Origin of the sequence: Acinetobacter sp. FDAARGOS_515 (assembly GCF_003938865.1) — a bacterium.
Classification (GTDB): domain Bacteria; phylum Pseudomonadota; class Gammaproteobacteria; order Pseudomonadales; family Moraxellaceae; genus Acinetobacter; species Acinetobacter ursingii.
In genome coordinates this window covers 2,681,116-2,702,034 of sequence record NZ_RKIX01000003.1, presented here as the reverse complement: position 1 = coordinate 2,702,034, position 20,919 = coordinate 2,681,116, and the positions used below count along the sequence as shown (strand labels likewise).

Genomic DNA, 20,919 nt, shown 5'->3' with positions numbered 1-20,919 from the left:
TTTATACTCAAAGATAAGGGCCGATTACTCAGCCCTTATCTTTACTCATTTAAACTTAATAATCAAATTATTAAGTTAACTGAGCCGCAGCAATTTTCTTGGTATCTACAGTATTTGCAGCATCTGTATATTCGCCCATCTTGTCGAAGTTCAAATATTTATAGATGTCAGCAGACATGCTGTCGATTTGAGCAGCATACTGTTGATATTCTTCTGGGCTTGGAAGTTTACCTAATACAGCAGCAACAGAAGCAAGCTCAGCAGAAGCTAGGTAAACATTAGCACCCTGACCTAAACGGTTCGGGAAGTTACGAGTAGAGGTCGATACACAAGTGGTATTCGGTGCTACACGTGCTTGGTTACCCATGCAAAGTGAACAACCCGGCATTTCTGTACGTGCGCCAGCTTTACCATAGATGTTATATAGACCTTCTTCCATCAATTGGTGTTCATCCATACGTGTTGGAGGAGCTAACCAAAGACGAGTTGAAAGTGAACCACCCGGTACTTTATCTAAAAGCTGACCTGCTGCACGGAAGTGACCAATGTTAGTCATACAAGAACCGATGAATACTTCATCAATTTTGTCACCTTGAACTTCAGAAAGAAGTTTTGCATCATCTGGATCGTTCGGGCAGCAAAGAACAGGTTCTTTAATATCAGCAAGATCGATTTCATAGACTTTGGTGTATTCAGCATCAGCATCAGCTTTAAGAAGTGATGGATTAGCCAACCATTTTTCCATGTTTTCGATACGACGCGCCATCGTACGAGCATCGCCATAACCTTGTGAAATCATCCATTTCAACATGGTAATGTTAGAACGCAAGTATTCAGCAACTTTCTCCTCAGAAAGTGTAATCGCACAGCCCGCAGCAGAACGTTCAGCAGATGCATCAGACAATTCAAATGCTTGCTCAACAGTCAGGTCAGTTTCCATTTCAGTCAAATCGATCTCAAGGATACGACCAGAGAAAATGTTTTTCTTACCTTTTTTCTCAACAGTAAGATCGCCTTCCTTGATTGCATAGTAAGGAATCGCATGTACAAGGTCACGTAAAGTGATACCCGGCTGCATTTTACCTTTGAACTTCACAAGGACAGATTCAGGCATATCCAGTGGCATTACACCAGTCGCTGCTGCAAACGCAACAAGACCAGAACCTGCTGGGAATGAAATACCAATTGGGAAACGTGTATGCGAGTCACCACCAGTACCCACGGTATCAGGCATTAACATACGGTTTAACCAAGAGTGAATAATACCATCACCCGGACGAAGCGACACACCACCACGGTTCATGATGAAGTCTGGTAGTGAATGTTGCATTTGCACGTCAACTGGCTTTGGATATGCAGCCGTATGACAGAAAGACTGCATCACTAGATCAGCTGAGAAGCCTAAGCACGCTAAGTCTTTCAACTCATCACGTGTCATTGGACCAGTCGTATCTTGAGAACCAACAGTTGTCATTTTAGGTTCACAGTAAGTACCCGGACGAATCCCTTGACCTTCTGCAAGACCACAAGCGCGACCTACCATTTTTTGAGCTAGAGTAAAACCTTTACCCGTGTCAGCAGGTTGTACTGGTGTACGGAATAATTCAGAAGCAGGAAGACCAAGAGCTTCACGTGCTTTAGTCGTCAAACCGCGACCGATGATGAGGTTGATACGACCACCCGCACGTACTTCATCAAGAAGAACAGGCGTTTTAAGTTCAGATTCAGCGATTTGCTCACCGTTTTTGAACGCTGTGACTTTCGCAGCAGCATGGTCAATTTTTAGTGTAATTTCATCGCCCATGTTCATGTCAGAAACATCGATTTCAACAGGAAGTGCGCCTGCATCTTCCATAGTGTTGAAGAAAATCGGTGCGATTTTTGAACCTAAGCAGTAACCACCGTCTTTTTTGTTCGGGATGTGTGCAATTTCATCACCAAAGAACCAAAGCACAGAGTTCGTTGCAGACTTACGAGAAGAACCTGTACCCACAACATCACCAACATAAGCAACTTGATTGCCTTTAGCGATCAGGTCTTTAATTTGGTTAAGCGGTCCAACTTCACCTGGTTTTTCAGGATTAATACCATCACGCTCATTTTTCAACATTGCATTTGCGTGTAATGGGATATCTGGACGGCTCCATGCATCTTGTGCTGGAGACAAGTCATCAGTGTTGGTTTCACCAGTAACTTTGAAAACAGTTAGCTTTATTTCTTCAGGAACATCTTTGCGGCTAGTGAACCATTCAGCGTCTGCCCAAGATTGTAAAACAGCTTTTGCATTGGCATTGCCCGATTTTGCTTTATCAGCAACGTCATGGAACGCATCAAATACAAGAAGAGTCTTTTTCAATGCTTCAGCTGCTAAACCACCAAGTTCAGCACTATCAAGCAAATCAACTAAAGGAGCGACGTTATAACCACCAAGCATTGTGCCAAGTAAGTAAACTGCACGTTCTTTAGAAACTAATGGAGATGTCGCTTCACCTTTTGCAACTGCTGACAAAAATGCTGCTTTTACATAAGCAGCTTGGTCAACACCCGCTGGAACGCGGTTTTCAAGCAAGTCCACAAGAAAAGCTTCTTCACCTGCTGGTGGATTTTTTAGCAATTCAACCAAATCAGCAGTTTGCGCATCATCAAGTGGCTTCGGTGGGACTCCGAGTGCGGCACGTTCTGCAACGTGTTGGCGGTAAGCTTCTAGCACAGTGTTATTCCTCTTTTTTAAAAAATTATTTGCAATTCCTGCCTAGCAAAGCTTTGCAAATAATATGGACAGCAAAATTTTACTAAAAATCAAGTCAAAAGTTAATGCAAGCGCCGTGTTTCTTCGTGATTCTCATTATTTTATAGCGAAATAGTACTTGACAGTTCGCTATAGAAAAACGAGGGAAAGACAGGCGATAACTGAGTCACTTGGCTTTGCCATGATTTAGATCAATAAAAAAGGCAACCCATGTTGCCTGATTTTGTTGAGAAAAACTATAAAACCTTAGTGGGCTGTGGTGGTTTGTAAATATTGATTTAATGCGTCCCGATTTCCCTCAAATTTAATCTGGACTTCGTCTTCGTGTAACATTGCATGATCAGCGCTCGCAAATGAGATCGTAACCTCATAAAGTCTGGCCTTTTCATCAATGACTTCCTTGATATAAACTTTATCGCCTACACTTAAGACGTAACTACTACCGCCGATGACCGCAACACCTTGGGTGTCTTCGAGCAACAAATCAGCATTATGCAGATAAGCAACAACTTCCATCTTTGCTCTCCTATCGTATAATTATTCGTCAATTTATTATTCTTTATTTTTATAAAATTATCTATATCAAGCTTTTAAAAATACTCAATAACTTTGTAACTGCTCAATATTGATTATGAATCAATCAATAAAAAAAACCGCTCACTTAGAACGGTTTATAATGGGGCATTTTGTCATGCGGTGTTGCGATACACTGCTCTGTAGTTTGCTTACGAATATTTTCTCGTGCTTCATCTGGATTATTTTGAAGTTGTGCAATTGGTAAGGCATAAACTTCATCAATAATTTTTAAGATAAATGTACGAGTAATTTCATCTTCAATTTTCTTTGCGTGTTCAATAGCTTGGTTTTTTTCGATTGCATTTTGACGATCAAGCATAATTGAACGCGCCGCGTTGCCCATACTGGTACAGTAGCCATGCCATTGTTCTTCAGGCGTTAAGGGTTTCTTTTCACTACAGCCTGCAAGTACAACACCTAAAACAAGAAACAGAACTTTTTTCATCATTACACTGAACTTAATCTGGTGGCATCATCATACTGAATATCGTCATATTTTCCAAAAGCTATTCGGTTAAAATCTTTGGTGAAATTTTTAGTTTTTTATTTGTTACATTCCATTCGAGTTCCGCTCATTTGACAGACACCGCCACGAGATGACAAATAAGTATTGCCTGTGACTTTATTATAATTATGTCCTTTATGATCACTACAGCGCACACCATTACAGTCTTTGATTACATAACTTTGTTTCTTTGTTGAAGCTGTATTGTGAGCGGCACTTTGACTGCTTCGTGCTTTATTTACTGTAACTGCATTTTCTTTTTCAACCGTAACAGGTCTTACAGTTTGTTTGTTATTTTGTTTGTAGGGGCTGTAATATTCATCGGCGATAGCTACATTGGATTTAAAATTGTTTGGTTTAACCTTATCGTGATCAGCCACAGTGTTTTTTTGCGATGCAAGTTGTGGCTCATTTGAGCGTTGTGTAGGCGGCGGCGTTGCTGAATACGTGGTTACGCCATGCGCATCTACCCATTTATAATATTGCTGAGCGTTTGTGTGTAACGTACAACCTAATAGCATTAAACTAATGACTGCCCAAAATCGTCCATAAATGACAGAATTCATCTTTACCTCCCCTAATTTGTCACAAATTTATTAAAATTAATCTTTTAAATTCAATACTTTATATTAATGTTATTCAGAAAAATGCACAATAATGTGGCTCAAAAATAGATACTTGCGCTTAAATTCTTGAATAGATATCCAAGCTCAAGTCGAATGGAAAAATTTTTATTTGATGATACTTTTTTTAATTCAAGACATTGATGTTATTAAGGTATGTCAAACAGAACTATTATTTTATTTGCCTAGAAAAAGCCGCTCGAAAGCGGCTTATTTATTAAGTTCTTAAAAACGCCAATTATAGAACAAATCGATTGCACGTTCCAAAGATTGACTGGCTTCTAAATAAAGACGTTTATTCATTTGGTAACGTAAAGTTAATTTATTCACAGGTGTAAACACACCTACGCCGTAGCGAATAAACAAGTCAGGAGTAATATAACCCGTTAGACTCACCTGTGTATCATCACCAGTACCCTGCGCGTCTAATGCCAAGCCACTTAAGCCAAAGGTGCGTCCGATTTGATTGGTAAGTGCACGAGTGCCACCTAAACCCATACTGATCCCAGCTGCGGCAATCGTGTTGTTGACATCTGATTTAAAGCCCGCTGTGTTGCTTAAACCACTATTACCCTCATTGATACGACCTGTCACCAGTGCATTAAGAGCTTCTTGCTCTGATAAACCTGCATCATTATAAATCTGGATATTAGGTACAGCGGCGGTACCTGTAACACGAACACCCACTGTACTGCCTTGAACAGATTTGTTGGCATCAACATCTAATGTTGGATTAGAAATTGGCCCATTAAAACGAGCAATCGCGCGATTTAAATCTAGGCTTTGCCCATACGCTTCAATTTTAACTTTTTGGCTAACACCAATTGCACCACTTGCGCGTAGCGCAGTTTCAAGTCCGCGTTGCGATAAATTGAGACGACCCACCAAAGGAATCCGACTATTAAAGCCTTGAAAGATCACTCTTTCACTACCAATATTGACCGACACATCTGCTCGAATATCCCACGGTTTAGCTGCTTTTAAGATCGCAAGTTGATCCTGTCCATCTCTAACAACCCGCACATCAGATGAAACTGCCACCACAGGTTCACTTGCTTCTGGCATAGAGATTAAAGCACGAGGAATATCTATTTTTCCATTTACGATCAGACGTTTACTTAGCGGATAGGCATCCATCGATACATCTGGATTGACAATCGCGGTAATCAATGGTGCTTGACGAACAAGTAGATTATCACCCTTCAAATTTAATTGAACACGTGGATCATTTTTCCAGTCGATATTTCCTGTCAGTTGTCCAACGCCACGTCCACTATTAAACGCTCCATTAATTGTAGCGTTGTCCTGACGGATCGCTGAATACAATTGAATATTAGTAAGATTGACAGGCAATGACATCATACTAATCGAACCATTTTTTAGACGTAAATCACCTGTAATTTGGGGCTGAGTCAAAGTTCCATTAATCTTTCCAGCCAGTGCTAAAGTTCCATTCATTGAACGGACATCACTAATGAAAGGTTTCAACACTTTAAGTTGCACATTATCAAAGGCCACTTCTCCATTCATTGGCATAGGGGTTTGATAAGGATTAATAATGACTTTGGCATAGCCTGTACCAATTTCTGGTGTTTTGACATCTAATCTTAACAATAGGCCCTGACTGACACTTTTGGCAATCACACTGAGCTGATCATAACTTAAAGTCGATGCAGGATCTTGAGGATCGGTAGCAGCCAATCCAATTTCACCATTTTGAGTGATTAATTGCGCGTCGAGTTTGGGCTGAACACCATTTGCCCAAGAAGCTTTAGCATAACCATTGAGCTTACCTGTAATGGCTAAACCTTCTGGCATAAATGCTGCGAAATCATTTAAATCCAGATCTCGGGTTACAACTGAAAGATTTCCTCGTGCTTTACTGACTCTTAAAGGCTGATCCAGACAAAGCTGACTATTTTGACTAGCCCAACAATGCTGTCCAACAAATAATTCCTGATTGCCTGTGCTATAGATAACCGCAGCATTTTGCTGTTGCTTTAATACAGCACGGCGCGAGTCAAAAATACCCTGCTGAATTTGTCCAAGCCAGTCATTATTTTGGTTAAAACCACCTGCCAGTTGTACATAAAATTTTGAATAGTAGTTCCAGCCTTGTAACTGAACCAGATGTGCTTTACGTGTACCCGATAAAGTTATACCTGCGTATTGGATCTGACGTCCACCACGATGCAAATCATCTAGCGTCGCTTTTAATGACGTTGGTGTGGTGTCAGAAGTTGGGAGTTCTCCCAATATTTGTATTTTTTTGACACTAATATCACCAAAACCAAAGTTATCGACCACCAAATTTGCAGTCGCTTTTAGTCTTGGTTGAGCCTGAACATTCAAATATCCATAAGTACGACCACGTAATCCAGGATAAAGTTCATACATGGCAGGTGCATTGACCTTCAAACGTAAGTTTTGTGCATTACCAGAAGCCTGTACCTGATTTTTACCATAGGCCAAGAATAAGTTATTTGCCTCAAATTGCTGTGGTAAAAAACCTTTTTGATTAGAGTTCACTATCATCGATAGATTACCCGTACCACGAACGATTTTGTTATTTAAAAAGCCCGCCATGTTGAGTTTTTCGATATTAATTCGTTTGGAGTTTTCAGCCCAGAGTCCTTGAGTTTTTAAGTTACCAGAGAGCTCACCTTTAACACTAGAAACAAAATATTGCGGCTTAAAACGAACCAGTGAAGCATTAATATCCCATCCAATCGCATTTTTTAAATTGACTGAACCTGATGCAAAAATTTTACCCGCAACACCATTGTGCTGTAATTCAGCAATTTTTATAAAATCTGGCGTTCCTGAAATATTAAACTTAAGTAAGCCTTTGCCCTGATTAAATGCATTTAGACCACCATCATAGCGAACTGCAAAACCTTTAAATCCGCCACCCGATTTTTCATCATGAAAAACGATTGCAGCAGTACTTTTTCCAGTCAGTTCGATCATTTCATTTTGAGTAGAATTTGCCATGCGACCTTTTAATGAGATCGCATCAAATTGGATAATCTGCTGATTCGGCTTGGCATATCCATTTGCCTTGATTTCACCATTGAGCAAATTTAAAGGCGCGGCAGTAGTAATCGTTTGTGGGTTAAAGTCTTTCGCATTTAAAATGGCATTCCATTTAAGTTGACGCTTTTCTGATGGCAGTTCAACTTTAGCCTGACCACTCAAACCACCTTTTTGAAGCGACTGATAGGTAAATGCAGGAACATTCAAGATATTATCTTTTAAATTCAGGCGCGCTTCATATTGACCCGCAGGCAATGTCGCTTGTTCATGCGTCCGTACATTGGTCGCGACATGGATATCTTGTTTGCCTTCCACCAAGGCCAAATTGACCTGTCCTTCATCACTATCTAGCCAACCAATATAAGGCACGGCACGATCAATATTTTTCCACGAAACATCCAGAATCATCGGTTGAACGTTTTGTTGTGATGCTTTTTGTTGTGCTGTTTTTTGTGGTGTAGTCTGAGCCTGATTAAGCTTAACCTGCCATGATTCATATTTATCAAAATCAAGATTTGCGGTCAGCGCCGTCCCTTTTTCAAGTGAGCCTGCTGATGCGATATTGGCATCCAACGATGACGGTAAAAAATCGACAATTGCTTGAGGAATCACTTTATCTTTTGGATTAAGATGATTCAGGCGTCCTTTGACGTCCCATGTGACGTGATCATGCCAGCCAACACGTCCTGCTAAGGTCACAAAACCCTGCATGAGTTGACCATTAAAGTCATGAATATCGAGACCATTAACCAGATCGGTAGACATTAATGAGGTGTACTGACCTTCTGGAATATTTTCGCCCTTTAAGTCGGTTGCCAGATCCAGATCCAGTTTGTCCACATTTCCTTTAAACTTGGCCGTACCATCCTTAGAAAATAATTTTTGCTCTGTGAGTAATGGCCAGTGATAATTTTTAAAATTAAGCTGACCAAACATCGGCACGCCCTCACGCACAGGATGAACCACCACCCAACCCGTCAGCAAATCTGGGGTATTGGTTGCAACACCTGCTTTTATGGTGTCTAGACTTCCGTTTGCAGCGACTTTAATCCTATCAATATTTAAACTTTTTAAAGAAGGTATAATTAAATCTGCACGCGCATTTAGAGGATATTTACCATTAAATGTCATTTTTCCTGTGGCATTATCTACCGCAAGGTAGCCCATATTCATACGGGAATTTTCGAATTTTAGTTCTGTCCCTGACCAAACTGCATCCTCAAGATAAATATCATGAAAATCGACTTTCGATTTGACGGTTTGAATCGCAAGATGATCAATTTCAGCCTCATTCAGTCGTAACACAAATGGCAATTTAATTTCACTAAATTTGAAAGGTTCATTACTCGGTGGAGAATGGCTAATAATTTGTAAATTACGTACATCTGCACGTCTTAGGTGTATCTCTTTACTCAAAATTGCGCGCCAGCCCAAAGACACATCAGCTTTGTCAATTTTGACGTCCAGATCTTTTAGTTTCACCCAAATATTTTTTAAAATAATACCTTTTAAAAGATTCCCGCCTTCGTACTCGTAACTCAGAATATGTTGACGCTCCATAACACGATCTAGCAAAAATTTACTACCCCGATCAGTGGTAAACATCACACCTAAAGCAGCCACTAAAAATACAATAACAATAAGCAACGTCAAAAGTGCATTTCGCAGAATGCGACGCTTTTTAGGAGGTGTAGGAGTAGCCGGTTGTTCTACGTCAGCCATAATAATCCTGAATCAAATTTATTTTAAAGTTGTGAACCAATAAAGAAATGCAATCGAATTGGATGATTATCATCGGAAATGCCTGATGCAACATCCAGTCGAATTGGACCAATAGGTGATTTCCAGCGAATCCCCACGCCTACACTATAAGCCGTATCATTTTTAAATTTTTCATCATAAGCATTACCAAAATCCGAAAATAACGCTGCGCGCCAGCCATCCTTAAATTGGTAGTTATATTCAAGTGAACCAACAGCCAGTGCTTGCCCACCGACTTTATAGCCATATTCTTCTGGAGAAAGACTTTTATAATCAAAACCACGTATGGTTTGGTCACCGCCAGCAAAAAATCTTAAATTATAAGGAACTTTGTCAAAATCATCGGTAAAGATATAACTTAAATCAGAACGTCCGACAAATTGATGATCATCGTTTTCACCCAAGGAATAAATAAAACGCCAACCCGCGGTTAAAATAGCCATATTGGCATCGGACAATAATGACTCACTCCCCAACTCAACTTTATAACTTTGTTTAAACCCGCGCGTTGGGTTAATACTGCTATTGCTCGTTGTTTTTGAAAGTTCATATCCAAACAATAAAGCCTCTTGTTCTGCATCTGAACCCGGGACTTTAAATGCATCAGGAATATCATCACTATCCACAACACCATGCTGAGTTAAGCGATCCAGTCGATAGCGAAAACCAAAACTATGTTGCCATCCTCCTAGCGGATTTTTGATGATGCGTTCTGCCCCGAATACCGCAGATTCAGTCTCTAGGCTCACATCAGGGCCGATGTCATCACGATCTTCACGCTCATATCCACCAACCAGATTAATATAATCATTAATTGGATCTTTATAGGGAATACTATAACGCCCATCTATGGCCTGACGTATCTTTGATAGTTCAAGGTTAGCGTCAAAAGAATGCCCCAAACTATTTACAATGGCGCGTCGGTATTGAGTTCGAATACGAAATTCAGTATCTGTGCCATAACCAATACCTGTTTCCACACTGTTTAAACGATCGGCATTTAAAGTCACGATGACAGGCACTTTCTTTTCTTCACGTGCCTGAGCCTGTAATTGGTCATTTTCAGAAGCACGTTGCTGCATCTTTTGTTGTTCAGCTTGTGATTTTTCAGTTTGCTGATCAGTTGGCTGAGTCCCCGCAAATTGAGTTTCATCAGCTACATTTTGCGTGACTTCTTGACCAGATTTTGCATCCGCTTTTTGCAAGGAAGCCACTTGCTGCTCTTCAATTTTTTGCTGATCAACCAACTCTTGTAAGTCAGGTGGTAATTCCAATGGCTTTTCAATTGGATCAGGTTTGATGGTATCGACCAAGGTATAATTAAAATAACGCGAATTGGTCAGGTTATTGGCTAATGTATTCACACGCCAAAAAGCATAATCATCCCCATCTTTCCACGGCGTCATGCTTTTCAGAACTTTCATTTTTAATGGTAATTTTTTCGATGGGTCACTCATTCTGAATTCGACATTGCCCAGCTTATAACGCTCACCTGTTTCGTACTTTAAATTAATCGCTGCGGTGTTTTCTGGTTGTTTCACCTTGACATCATGTAAACGCCAATAAGCATCAAAATAACCATTATCTGAAGCTGATTCTACAATACGGCTTTTCGTTTGTTCATATTTACCATGATTTAAAATATCACCGACATCCAGATCTGGTACTAAACGAATGACCTGAAATTGTGGAGTGTTTGCGCCCGCTCCAGAAAACTCAATATTTTGCTCTTCAACTTTAACTGGATTATTTGGTGTCACGGTAACTTTGACTTTGCTATCGCTGATTTTTTCAAAATTAAACTTGGCATTGTAATAGCCCACAGCCTGAGCAGCTTGATTACTCAAACTGCGTAATTGAGGTAAGGCTGCATTAAAATCACCAAAGGCTTCCTGAGTATAACTAGATAATTTGGCGCTAATATTTGCTGCCAAGTCAGCAGGTGCTCCGACCACTTCTGCACTAATCCGAGGATCAGCTTTAGCTGTATTAAAACTTCGAGAAGGTCTAATTTTATAAAGAATGCGCCGAAAAAACCCGACTTTTTCATCTTGGTTATCGGCATGCACTTCAGCAATATCATTTAACGAACGTCCTGAACTATTCGCTTCAACCGTAATTTGCTGATCAGATTGAATGTGTTGCATTAAGCTATCAACATTCACAGGCGCTTGATTAATTTGGGCAAGCTCCTGCGCTGTTGGGGCGCTAACACCCGTTTCTGCAACTTTGGATGTCCCATTTCTGGCGGTAGCAGCTTCTCGTTTGGCTTCTTCCGCCACTTTAAAGATTTCGTTGGCCATATTGGCATCAACTTGTGTCTCAGGTATATCTTGTAAGTCTTCAAATTCTATCGGTTTAAATACCTCAATTTTATTTCCAGCTTGTTCTTGTTGTTGTAATAAAGCCTCACTATCTTGTTGAGAGAGATTCTGAGAAGAATTGACCGAAGACAAATCAGCAACATGCTGAGGATTGCTAGATGTAGTCTGATCGAGTTGAATGGCTACAGTATCAGTACTATTTTTTTGTTGAGTATTGGCTATTTCTGATTGAAGACTTTGACTTAAACTTGAAGAAATAGAGGTATCTGAAATACTTTCAGCATGAGCAACAGGCGAAAAATATAAACTCAACAGCATGCTTGAACAGATGAATTTATTGATATCATGCACATTTAAAATAAAACGTACAGATTGGGCAAGAGTTGTATGTCTAAATTTAATATTTGCAAGCATGTAAAACTCTAGGCTTATTTTAATCGGAATCGCTTTAATGTATATAAATACACGGAAATCAATTGATTTTTCAATGTATCAACCGTCAAAAATATCATACATGATTTTCAAGGTGGTTTAACAAATTCATCACATTTCTTAATAAATCGCAATGAAGTTTTAAAAAATGAAAAATGACAGCAACCTTCTGACATCGCGTCGATTTTTACCTATGTTTCTAACGCAGTTTTTCGGTGCGTTGAATGATAATGTTTATAAACAGGCATTGCTACTTGTCATTACATATGGACTGATCAGCCAACAATCTGCCAGCGTAAGTACCTTAAACAACCTTGCAGCACTTTTATTTATTTTGCCATATTTTATTTTTTCTGCCACTGCTGGCCAAATTGCAGATAAGTATGAACGTGCCAGTCTGGTTCGTGCGATTAAGATTCTTGAAATTATCATTATGCTGATTGGTTCTGTTGGCTTTATGACAGGACATTTATTTCTGTTAATGGTGGCTTTATTTTTGATGGGCATACATTCCACCTTTTTTGGCCCAATCAAATATGCGATTTTGCCTGAAATTTTAAAGCCCAATGAATTGATGTCGGGCAATGCTTTATTTCAATCTGGAACATCGATTGCGATCTTGCTGGGTATGATTTTGGGTGGCGCAGTGATTTCTTCATCGCAGGGTAATTTGACTTGGATTAGCATCACCGTAGTCTGCATTGCAGTGATTGGTTATATGTGTAGTCGCTTTATTCTGCCGCAAAAAATTGCTGAACCTGATTTAAAAATTGACTGGAATTTCTTTAGAACCAGTTTTCAAACCATCAAATATGCCAAAAGTATTCCTTTAATTTTTACGATTTTACTGGGTAATTCATGGTACTGGTTTTATGGCGCAACCTATCTGACGCAAATTCCACAACTGACTCAGCAAAATTTACATGCCTCGGAAAATGTCGTGAGTCTCCTTCTGACTTTTTTCTCAGTCGGGATTGGAGTAGGTTCATTGCTGTGCCGAAAAATTGGTGGATCCGAACTGAATATCAAAATGGTGCCAATTGGTGCAATTGGTCTAACAGTCTTTGCTTTTTATCTGGCTGCGAGTCTGGCGTTTGTCCCAGAAAAAACAGGCGCGTTACTTTCTTTAAAAGAGATGTTTACTTCTGGATGGGTATATTATCATGTCATGCTTGCCGTCACGTTGTTAGGGATTAGCGGTGGATTTTATATTGTGCCACTCTATGCCATGATGCAGGCTTATTCACCGCGTTCGCATCGCGCGCGCGTTGTCGCTGCAAACAATATTTTGAATGCTGTGTTTATGGTGTCATCAGCAGTATTTTCAATTATTATTTTAAGTATTTTAAAAATTGACATTAAAATTCTTTTTATTATTACGGCTGTCTTGAGTGCTATTTTTTCAGTTTGGTTACTGCGTAAGTTACCACCCATGTTAAATTCAGCACATGATTCTCTGGAGGATTAATTCCATGCGTCACTATACGGGTATCGACCGATTGATCAACTCTTTCGATCAAGCATTAAGAAGTTTAGTTCCTGGAGCAACTGCGGCGCATCGCAGCAACCCAGCCGAACAAACTGATGCGCCGCTAACAGTCAGTGATGCGCGTCATGTCGCTGGCTTGATGCGAGTCAATCATAGTGGTGAAGTCTGTGCGCAAGCGCTTTATCATGGTCAGGCGCTCACTGCAAAACTACCGAATGTACGCCGTGAAATGGAACAAGCCGCAATTGAGGAACAAGATCATCTGGCTTGGTGTGAAGATCGTTTAAAAGAGCTAGATAGCGTCCCTAGTTTACTCAATCCCATCTGGTATGGCCTTTCATTTGGCATGGGTGCGATTGCAGGTATTGCAGGTGATAAATATAGTTTGGGCTTCGTTGCGGAAACTGAACGTCAAGTGAGTGCTCATTTGATCGATCATTTAAATCAATTACCCGTTTATGATGAACGTTCAAAGCGTATTTTAGAGCAAATGAATGAGGATGAATTGCATCACCGCGATACCGCACTAAATGCAGGTGGTGTTGATTTACCTTTTCCAGTCAAAATCACCATGACTGCAATTTCAAAGTTGATGACCAAGACCAGTTATTATGTTTAATTTAATCAATTAAATAAGTAACTAAAAAATCTAAAAAGCCCTCTCACTGAACTTGAGAGAGCTTTTGATTATTTCAAGCCATGTTGATATTTAAACCTTTCCAGATCTCGAATCGCATCACGATAGTCACGATTAATTCGGTCAGAATCATTTTGCAGATCCTTTAGGAGTTTGCGATATCGCTCACGATCTTCTGGTTTAAGTTTGTCATCATAAGATTTGCGTGAATATTCTTTGAAATTATCCTGATAACGCTGATAATCTTGTTCAGCGTTATAATACTCTCGTCCAGCCTGATCGTAACTCCTTAATTGACCACGAGTTTCTACAGGACAAACTTGATAATTACCATTGCCTTTTAGCGCTTCATAAAAAATATTCTCGGGCTGACAATAGTATGTTTGCCCCTTTCGATAGCCTTGTTCATATTGAATCTGATTTGGCTTGATATCCGCTTTTGAACAGGCTTTATAATATTGATCTAGCCGACGTTCCTGCCCATTCGAACCATCTTTTTCACCAACTGCTACCCAATTTGCTGTTTTACATTCATCCAGACTCATTGCGGCACAACCTGAAAGTAAAACAGGCACAATCGCCAGACCTAAAATTGTTATTTTCATCATTAACCCGAGCTACACATTTTATAAGATACATTTAATGAATGAGCAAGTATGACATTATTCACAGTCAAACTTTATAAGATGATTCAATAGTTGTTTTAAAAATAAACATCGTTTATATAAATCGCAATCCCACACCAGCTACCGTTTCTATATATTTAGGTTGTAGTGCATCATCCCCTAGTTTACTTCGCAACTTTGCCACCAAGATTCGAAGATAGTGCGTATCTTCCTGATGCGTTGGCCCCCAAAGCTCTTTAAGCAATTGTGGTTGAGTTACGAGTTGCCCTCGATGTTTTAATAATAACGCCAAAAGTTGAAATTCTTTACGACTCAGATTAATCAAATTTCCCTGAATAAAAACCTGATGCTGCGCCAGATCAACCCTTAAATGATGATCATCAAAATCGATCTGATCTTTTACCCCAGTTGTAGCCTGCGAACGTAGTACAACCCGAATCCGCGCCATAAGTTCGGGCACACTAAAGGGCTTGGTCATATAATCATTTGCACCTGCATCCAGTAAAGCGACTTTTTCCTGCTCATCAGCACGGACAGACAATACAATAACTGGCACATTCGACCACGTTCTCAGCTCCTGCAATACTTCACGCCCATCCAGATCAGGCAAACCCAAATCCAGAATTACCAATTCGGCTCCTTGAGTTGCAAGCACTTCCAATCCTTTCATCCCTATTTCACAAAGCATCGTTTTGTAGCCTTGTGCACGTAAGGCAATGTCCAGAAATTTTCGAATTTGTGGCTCATCATCAATCACCACGATGCGGGTTTCAACGGAGCTTTGTAGAGTCTGATTCATTTTTTTTAATTCATATTTTTTCTGGATGAATAGGTAAACGTATTCTAATCAGTGTTCCCTGTTGATCGCTACCTGTGGTCGCTGCGATTTCACCCATATGAGCACCAATAATTGCTTTGACGATAGTAAGTCCAAGCCCTGTTCCAAATCGTCCCCGATCTCCACGTTCCATCGTATAAAACATGTCAAAGATTCGATTACGTTCATCTTCGGGGATTCCAACACCGCGATCTTCTATTTCAATTTGTAGCGTCTGATCATCCCATTTTCGAGTACGCACCTGAATCGGCTGATCTACAGGAGAAAATTTTGCGGCATTTTCCAGCACGTTAAAAATTGCCTGTTCAATCAAGGCAGGGTGCACATATAGTTCTATCGGTTGCTCTGCCCGCTGAATATCAATCTTGATCTCGGGCATATAGCGTTTTAGCCGTTGAGTTGCTGAACCTATCAGTTCATCCAGACCAATCCAGTCACGATTTAGTTTGAGACCATCATGGCCCAGTCTGGTCATATCCAATAGATTTTGAATATAGCGATCCAGCCGTTCACCTTCAAGACGAATCGTATCAAGCAATGTATCCTGATCCTCCTGAGACAAAGCAGAGTGATAATTTTTCAGGGTATCGGCAGAACCCATCATCGACGCCAAAGGTGATCGTAAATCGTGTGAAACTGATGAAAGTAATGCAGAACGAAGTCGTTCGGTCTCACCCATAATTTTCGCTTGTTCCAGTTCGTCTACCAATTGAGTACGCAACATGGATTGGGCAATTTGTTCGACCATCGATTCAATCAGGCGTTTTTGCTCCACATTCAAAGCAATCCGTTGCTGAGTTAAATCTAGTCCCAATACCCCCAGATTTTGTTTCTGTGCTAAAAGTGGCATAAACCACCAGTCAATCTGGCTAAGTGTATCGGTATATTTGCCACAGCCTTGTTGATGCTTTAAACACCAATCCGCTGCAATTCTTTCTTTATCGTTTAATGCTCGATCAGAATGAATCATGTTATTTTGTGCAATCATGATCCAGACAGGAAAATTAAACTGCTGTTGAAAAGCGTTTTGTGCAATCTGAATGACATCATCTAAATGAACTGCACTGGATAATCGTGCGGTGACATCCTGCATACGACTGCTATAGGCATTCGCTGCCCGGAGTGACAATACCTGTTGCCTTAAGCGTGATGCAAGACGACTGGCTATCAACGCGGCAGCTAAGTAGGCAATAACAGTGACAACGCCTTGATGAGCTGAAATCTGGAAAGTAAAACGCGGCTCGATAAAGAAAAAATTATAGGCAAAGAAAAAAAGCATGGCGGTAATTACGGCTGCCAACATCCGCGTCTTGGTCGCAACCAATAATACGGCCACGATAAAAATAATCGATAAATCATCGACTCCGACATACACTTCCGCTATTCGTGCCAAGATAATACTTGTAAATGTCACCATCAAAATGAAGAAAATTTCTTTTAAGCTCAATAAAGAGAAGTAAACATCTTGCCCTAATGGCTTTTGATTAATGCTATCACTTAAAGGCTGCAACACCACTTCAAGCCGCTGATTTTTTTCTAATAAAATGGAATGAAGTGGTCTTTTAAAAAGTGGTTTTAAGCCTGTAGATGGGTGATAACCCAAAATCATGGATGAAATTGATTTTTCCTGAATCGCATCATTCAATGTTTGAGCCACTTTAACACCATATAAGATTTCGGTTCTCCCCCCTAATTGACGTGCCAGTTGAAATGCCTGTTCGACTTCCAACTGAACAGGCGCATATTTTTTTTGATCGGCGTAAAAACTCTCCTGAGCCACATGTACTACCGTCCATGACAATGCTCGTTTTTCAGCAAAACGACTGGCTGCTCGTACTAAATATTCTGACTGACCTCGTCCATCAATCGCGACCATCATCTCATTTTTTAACGGAATTGAACGCGTACCTTGCGCAAGATAAGTTTCTCTCAAATCCGACTCGACATGCTCTGAAACGAATTGCATCGCCAATTCACGTAAAGCTGTCAAATTTTGAATACTAAAAAAACGTTGTAAAGCCGATTGCGCCTGATCAGGCAGATAAACTTTACCCTGCTGCAAGCGTTCAATCAGTTCATTTACGGGCAAATCGATCAGACGTATATCCCGAATACGGTCAAACACCCGATCTGGCACGGTTTCTGAAACCCGAATCCCTGTCAACTGATAAACCACGTCATTCAAACTTTCCAGATGTTGAATGTTCATAGTGGTAAATACATCTATGCCAGCATCTAACAGCTCATTTACATCCTGCCAGCGCCGCTCATGACGACTATTTGGAATGTTACGATGTGCCAGTTCATCAACAAGGACTATCGTAGGACGTAAAGTTAAAATGGCATCCAGATCCATTTCATCAAAATATTGCTCTTTATAAAGAATTTTTTTACGTGCTAATATTTTTAAACCTTCAGTTAAGGCAATGGTCTCAGCCCGACCATGAGTTTCCACAATACCAACTGTAATATCAACACCTTGGCGCGATAATTCCTGCGCACGGCTTAACATGGCATAGGTTTTACCAACGCCCGGAGCCGCCCCTAAAAAAACTGTCAAACGCCCTGCCTGATAGCGCTGAACATGATTCAGTAATGCCGAAGCCTGATCTTCACGTGCTGTGGTCATATTGATATTTCACTCAAAAATACGTCCCTGTATCAAATGATTTTGATCCATTTATGGTTATGGATGAAGTTGATCTAAAGCCAGATTCAATTCAAGCACATTTACACGCGCTTGTCCCAACAGTCCAAATTGTTTCGATTCAGTATGTTGATGGACAATATCTATTACTTGCTGCGTTGATAAATGCCTTAATTGTGCAATTCGCTCCACCTGCAATTGCGCTGCTTCTGGACTAATATGCGGATCTATTCCACTACCAGAGGCAGTGACCAAATCACTTGGAATCTGATTTTTGGCAATATGGTTCTGTTGTGCAACCTCAACCAATCGCTGTTCAATCTTGTTCTTTAAATCAGGATTCGTCACCGCCAGATTACTTCCTGATAATGCCATCGGATCATAGTTTGCAGCCGAAGGTCGTGACATAAAATAGCGAGGATTTTGAAAATTCTGTGCAACCAGTGAGGAACCCTCAATCCTCTGACTCTTTTCAATCAAACTTCCGTTAGACTGTACAGGAAAGAGTAACTGCCCTAGTCCTGTTGCCACACTGCTATAGAGCAAACCGAACCCTAAAAGGCTGACCAAACTTAGCCCAATAGCAGGACGTAATATTGCAGAACGAGGTTCAACATATTGTACTGATGATTTCATGTCCTACTCCTATATAGCTAAAATATGAACTAAAATAAGATCAATGGCTTTGATTGCAATAAACGGTAAAATCACGCCACCTACACCATAAATCAGCATATTACGGCGTAATAATTGAGTTGCTGTCGAGGGTTTGAATTTCACACCGCGCAAAGCAATTGGGATCAGTAATGGAATAATGATCGCATTGAAAATCAGTGCAGCCAAAATCGCATTGTGTGGACTAGAAAGCTGCATGATATTTAATTTTTGCATCTGTGGAATGGCAGCAGCAAATAGTGCAGGTAAAATTGCAAAGTATTTGGATACATCATTAGCCAATGAAAAAGTGGTCAGTGCACCGCGCGTAATCAATTGTTGCTTACCAATTTCAACCACAGCCAAGAGTTTGGTTGGATCAGAGTCCAGATCAACCATATTCCCCGCCTCTTTAGCAGCCTGAGTGCCTGAATTCATGGCCAAACCAATATCTGCCTGCGCCAATGCAGGTGCATCATTGGTTCCGTCTCCCACCATGGCGACCAGATGACCATCTTGCTGCTCTTTACGAATACATGCTAATTTATCTTCAGGACGTGCTTCTGCAATATAATCATCCACACCTGCTTCCGCCGCAATTGCAGCAGCGGTCAATGGATTATCGCCTGTGACCATCACGGTTTTAATACCCATTTCGCGTAAACGGGCAAACTTTTCTTTAATACCGTGCTTGATCACATCAGAGAGTTCAATTACTCCTAAAATGTGCTGTTGATTGGCAACCACCAATGGCGTTGCACCTTTTGAAGCAACTTGTTCAACTCGAGCTTTTAACTCGACATCGGCTTGCGAGTGCTGTACAAATTTTAAAATCGCATCTAGAGCACCTTTACGAATCTGTTGACCATTTTCCAGATTGACACCTGAAATACGTGATGAAGCATTGAACGCAATAAATTCAGCATTCTCAGGCTCAATCGCTTGCAAGCCTTGTTCTCTTGCCAGTTTAACAATCGATTTACCTTCTGGGGTTGGATCAGCCAAAGAGCTCACCCAAGCTGCCATTCTTAAATCAGCCTCAGAAACCGATGTCAGGGGATAAAATGCAGTCGCTTGGCGGTCACCATAGGTAATCGTTCCTGTTTTATCTAAAAGCAAGACATCAATATCACCCGCAACTTCAACAGCCTTACCAGATTTTGCTAGAACATTGGCTTTGAGTGCTCGATTCATCCCTGCGATGCCAATCGCAGGCAGCAGTCCACCAATCGTGGTTGGAATCAAACACACCAATAACGCCACTAAAACCACTGGACTGATACTGATCTGCAAATAGCTGGCGATAAAAGGCAAACTCGCCACGACCATGACAAAAGTCAATGTCATCACCATGAGTAAAATACCCAATGCAATCTCATTAGGCGTTTTTTGACGATTTGAACCTTCGACCAGAGCAATCATGCGATCTAAAAAGCTATTTCCCGAATCGGCAGTTACCTGCACAATAATAGAATCGGTCAAGACTTTAGTACCACCAATCACACCTGATCGATCTGTTCCTGCTTCACGCAATACAGGCGCAGACTCACCCGTCACCGCTGCTTCATTGATGGTGGCAAAGCCTTCAATAATTTCACCATCAGCAGGAATTAACTCGCCTGCATGAACTTCAATAAAATCATTAATTTTAAGCTGAGTGGCCGCAATTTCATGTGTTGTACGATTCTGTAATGATTCCAGTTTTCTTGCGACTAAATTTTGTCGTGCCTGACGCAATGAAGAGGCCTGACCACGACCTCTGGCTTCAGCTATCGCTTCTGCATAGTTGGCAAATAATACAGTTATAAAGAGTATGATCGTAACTAGACTACCAAACAGCCATTCGGTATAGCCTGCCAGTGTACTAAATGCCGTAATTAGTGTGCCTAACCAGACAATACCCATGACTGGATTTTTCAACATGTGTTGAGGCAGTAATTTGACAAAAGCACTTTTTATCGCTTCGATGCGCTGTTGAGTCGTTTGTTGAGACTGAATTTGAGTTGACATAGTTATTCCTCC

13 protein-coding genes are annotated in these 20,919 nt (G+C 40.6%); 2 read left to right on the top strand and 11 right to left on the bottom strand.

What is annotated here, in order from left to right; all coding sequences use genetic code 11:
• Positions 1-70 precede the first annotated feature (70 nt).
• From EGS47_RS14585 to EGS47_RS14560, 6 genes are all read right to left on the bottom strand, one after another.
• Positions 71-2,710: a bifunctional aconitate hydratase 2/2-methylisocitrate dehydratase gene (locus tag EGS47_RS14585; protein WP_049174314.1), complete on the bottom strand. Its 2,640-nt coding sequence runs from the start codon at positions 2,708-2,710 to the stop codon at positions 71-73.
• A 285-nt stretch (positions 2,711-2,995) separates the two neighbouring features.
• Positions 2,996-3,265, bottom strand: a complete 270-nt coding sequence (locus tag EGS47_RS14580) for a hypothetical protein (RefSeq protein ID WP_044433386.1) — start codon at positions 3,263-3,265, stop codon at positions 2,996-2,998.
• Between the two features lie 145 nt (positions 3,266-3,410).
• Positions 3,411-3,770 carry a hypothetical protein gene (locus tag EGS47_RS14575; RefSeq protein ID WP_171248792.1) on the bottom strand — a complete coding sequence of 120 codons (360 nt, stop codon included), beginning with the start codon at positions 3,768-3,770 and terminating at the stop codon, positions 3,411-3,413.
• Positions 3,771-3,868: 98 nt separating this feature from the next.
• The gene (locus tag EGS47_RS14570; RefSeq protein WP_119686098.1) at positions 3,869-4,396 is read right to left on the bottom strand and encodes a DUF4124 domain-containing protein; all 528 of its coding nucleotides are present in this window, start codon (positions 4,394-4,396) and stop codon (positions 3,869-3,871) included.
• 282 nt (positions 4,397-4,678) lie between these two features.
• Complete coding sequence (locus tag EGS47_RS14565) at positions 4,679-9,211, bottom strand: translocation/assembly module TamB domain-containing protein (protein ID WP_119686097.1); 4,533 nt, start codon at positions 9,209-9,211, stop codon at positions 4,679-4,681.
• 23 nt (positions 9,212-9,234) lie between these two features.
• Positions 9,235-11,988: an autotransporter assembly complex protein TamA gene (locus EGS47_RS14560; protein ID WP_119686096.1), complete on the bottom strand. Its 2,754-nt coding sequence runs from the start codon at positions 11,986-11,988 to the stop codon at positions 9,235-9,237.
• 166 nt (positions 11,989-12,154) lie between these two features.
• Between EGS47_RS14560 and EGS47_RS14555 the strand changes: the two genes are divergently transcribed.
• Together EGS47_RS14555 and coq7 are read left to right on the top strand one after the other, a co-directional pair.
• A complete protein-coding gene (locus tag EGS47_RS14555) occupies positions 12,155-13,474 on the top strand; it encodes an MFS transporter (RefSeq protein WP_119686095.1) in 1,320 nt (439 codons plus the stop codon).
• A 4-nt stretch (positions 13,475-13,478) separates the two neighbouring features.
• A complete protein-coding gene (coq7, locus tag EGS47_RS14550) occupies positions 13,479-14,114 on the top strand; it encodes a 2-polyprenyl-3-methyl-6-methoxy-1,4-benzoquinone monooxygenase (RefSeq protein WP_119686094.1) in 636 nt (211 codons plus the stop codon).
• 68 nt (positions 14,115-14,182) lie between these two features.
• Here coq7 and EGS47_RS14545 read toward each other — a convergent pair whose 3' ends face one another.
• From EGS47_RS14545 to kdpB, 5 genes are all read right to left on the bottom strand, one after another.
• Positions 14,183-14,740 carry a DUF2799 domain-containing protein gene (locus EGS47_RS14545; RefSeq protein ID WP_044433400.1) on the bottom strand — a complete coding sequence of 186 codons (558 nt, stop codon included), beginning with the start codon at positions 14,738-14,740 and terminating at the stop codon, positions 14,183-14,185.
• A gap of 112 nt (positions 14,741-14,852) precedes the next feature.
• Positions 14,853-15,557, bottom strand: coding sequence for a response regulator (locus tag EGS47_RS14540; protein ID WP_119686093.1), 705 nt, complete (start codon positions 15,555-15,557; stop codon positions 14,853-14,855).
• A gap of 10 nt (positions 15,558-15,567) precedes the next feature.
• A complete protein-coding gene (locus tag EGS47_RS14535; RefSeq protein WP_119686092.1) occupies positions 15,568-18,225 on the bottom strand; it encodes a sensor histidine kinase in 2,658 nt (885 codons plus the stop codon).
• A gap of 57 nt (positions 18,226-18,282) precedes the next feature.
• Positions 18,283-18,879: a potassium-transporting ATPase subunit KdpC gene (gene kdpC, locus EGS47_RS14530; protein ID WP_005004603.1), complete on the bottom strand. Its 597-nt coding sequence runs from the start codon at positions 18,877-18,879 to the stop codon at positions 18,283-18,285.
• A 9-nt stretch (positions 18,880-18,888) separates the two neighbouring features.
• Positions 18,889-20,913: a potassium-transporting ATPase subunit KdpB gene (gene kdpB / locus EGS47_RS14525; protein ID WP_370684948.1), complete on the bottom strand. Its 2,025-nt coding sequence runs from the start codon at positions 20,911-20,913 to the stop codon at positions 18,889-18,891.
• Positions 20,914-20,919 lie beyond the last annotated feature (6 nt).

Coding starts and splice junctions, on each gene's coding strand:
- EGS47_RS14580 (WP_044433386.1), bottom strand. CDS start 3,265: ATGGAAGTTGTTGCTTATCTGCATAATGCTGATTTGTTGCTCGAAGAC.
- EGS47_RS14575 (WP_171248792.1), bottom strand. CDS start 3,770: ATGAAAAAAGTTCTGTTTCTTGTTTTAGGTGTTGTACTTGCAGGCTGT.
- EGS47_RS14570 (WP_119686098.1), bottom strand. CDS start 4,396: ATGAATTCTGTCATTTATGGACGATTTTGGGCAGTCATTAGTTTAATG.
- EGS47_RS14565 (WP_119686097.1), bottom strand. CDS start 9,211: ATGGCTGACGTAGAACAACCGGCTACTCCTACACCTCCTAAAAAGCGT.
- EGS47_RS14560 (WP_119686096.1), bottom strand. CDS start 11,988: ATGCTTGCAAATATTAAATTTAGACATACAACTCTTGCCCAATCTGTA.
- EGS47_RS14555 (WP_119686095.1), top strand. CDS start 12,155: ATGAAAAATGACAGCAACCTTCTGACATCGCGTCGATTTTTACCTATG.
- coq7 (WP_119686094.1), top strand. CDS start 13,479: ATGCGTCACTATACGGGTATCGACCGATTGATCAACTCTTTCGATCAA.
- EGS47_RS14545 (WP_044433400.1), bottom strand. CDS start 14,740: ATGATGAAAATAACAATTTTAGGTCTGGCGATTGTGCCTGTTTTACTT.
- EGS47_RS14540 (WP_119686093.1), bottom strand. CDS start 15,557: ATGAATCAGACTCTACAAAGCTCCGTTGAAACCCGCATCGTGGTGATT.
- EGS47_RS14535 (WP_119686092.1), bottom strand. CDS start 18,225: ATGACCACAGCACGTGAAGATCAGGCTTCGGCATTACTGAATCATGTT.
- kdpC (WP_005004603.1), bottom strand. CDS start 18,879: ATGAAATCATCAGTACAATATGTTGAACCTCGTTCTGCAATATTACGT.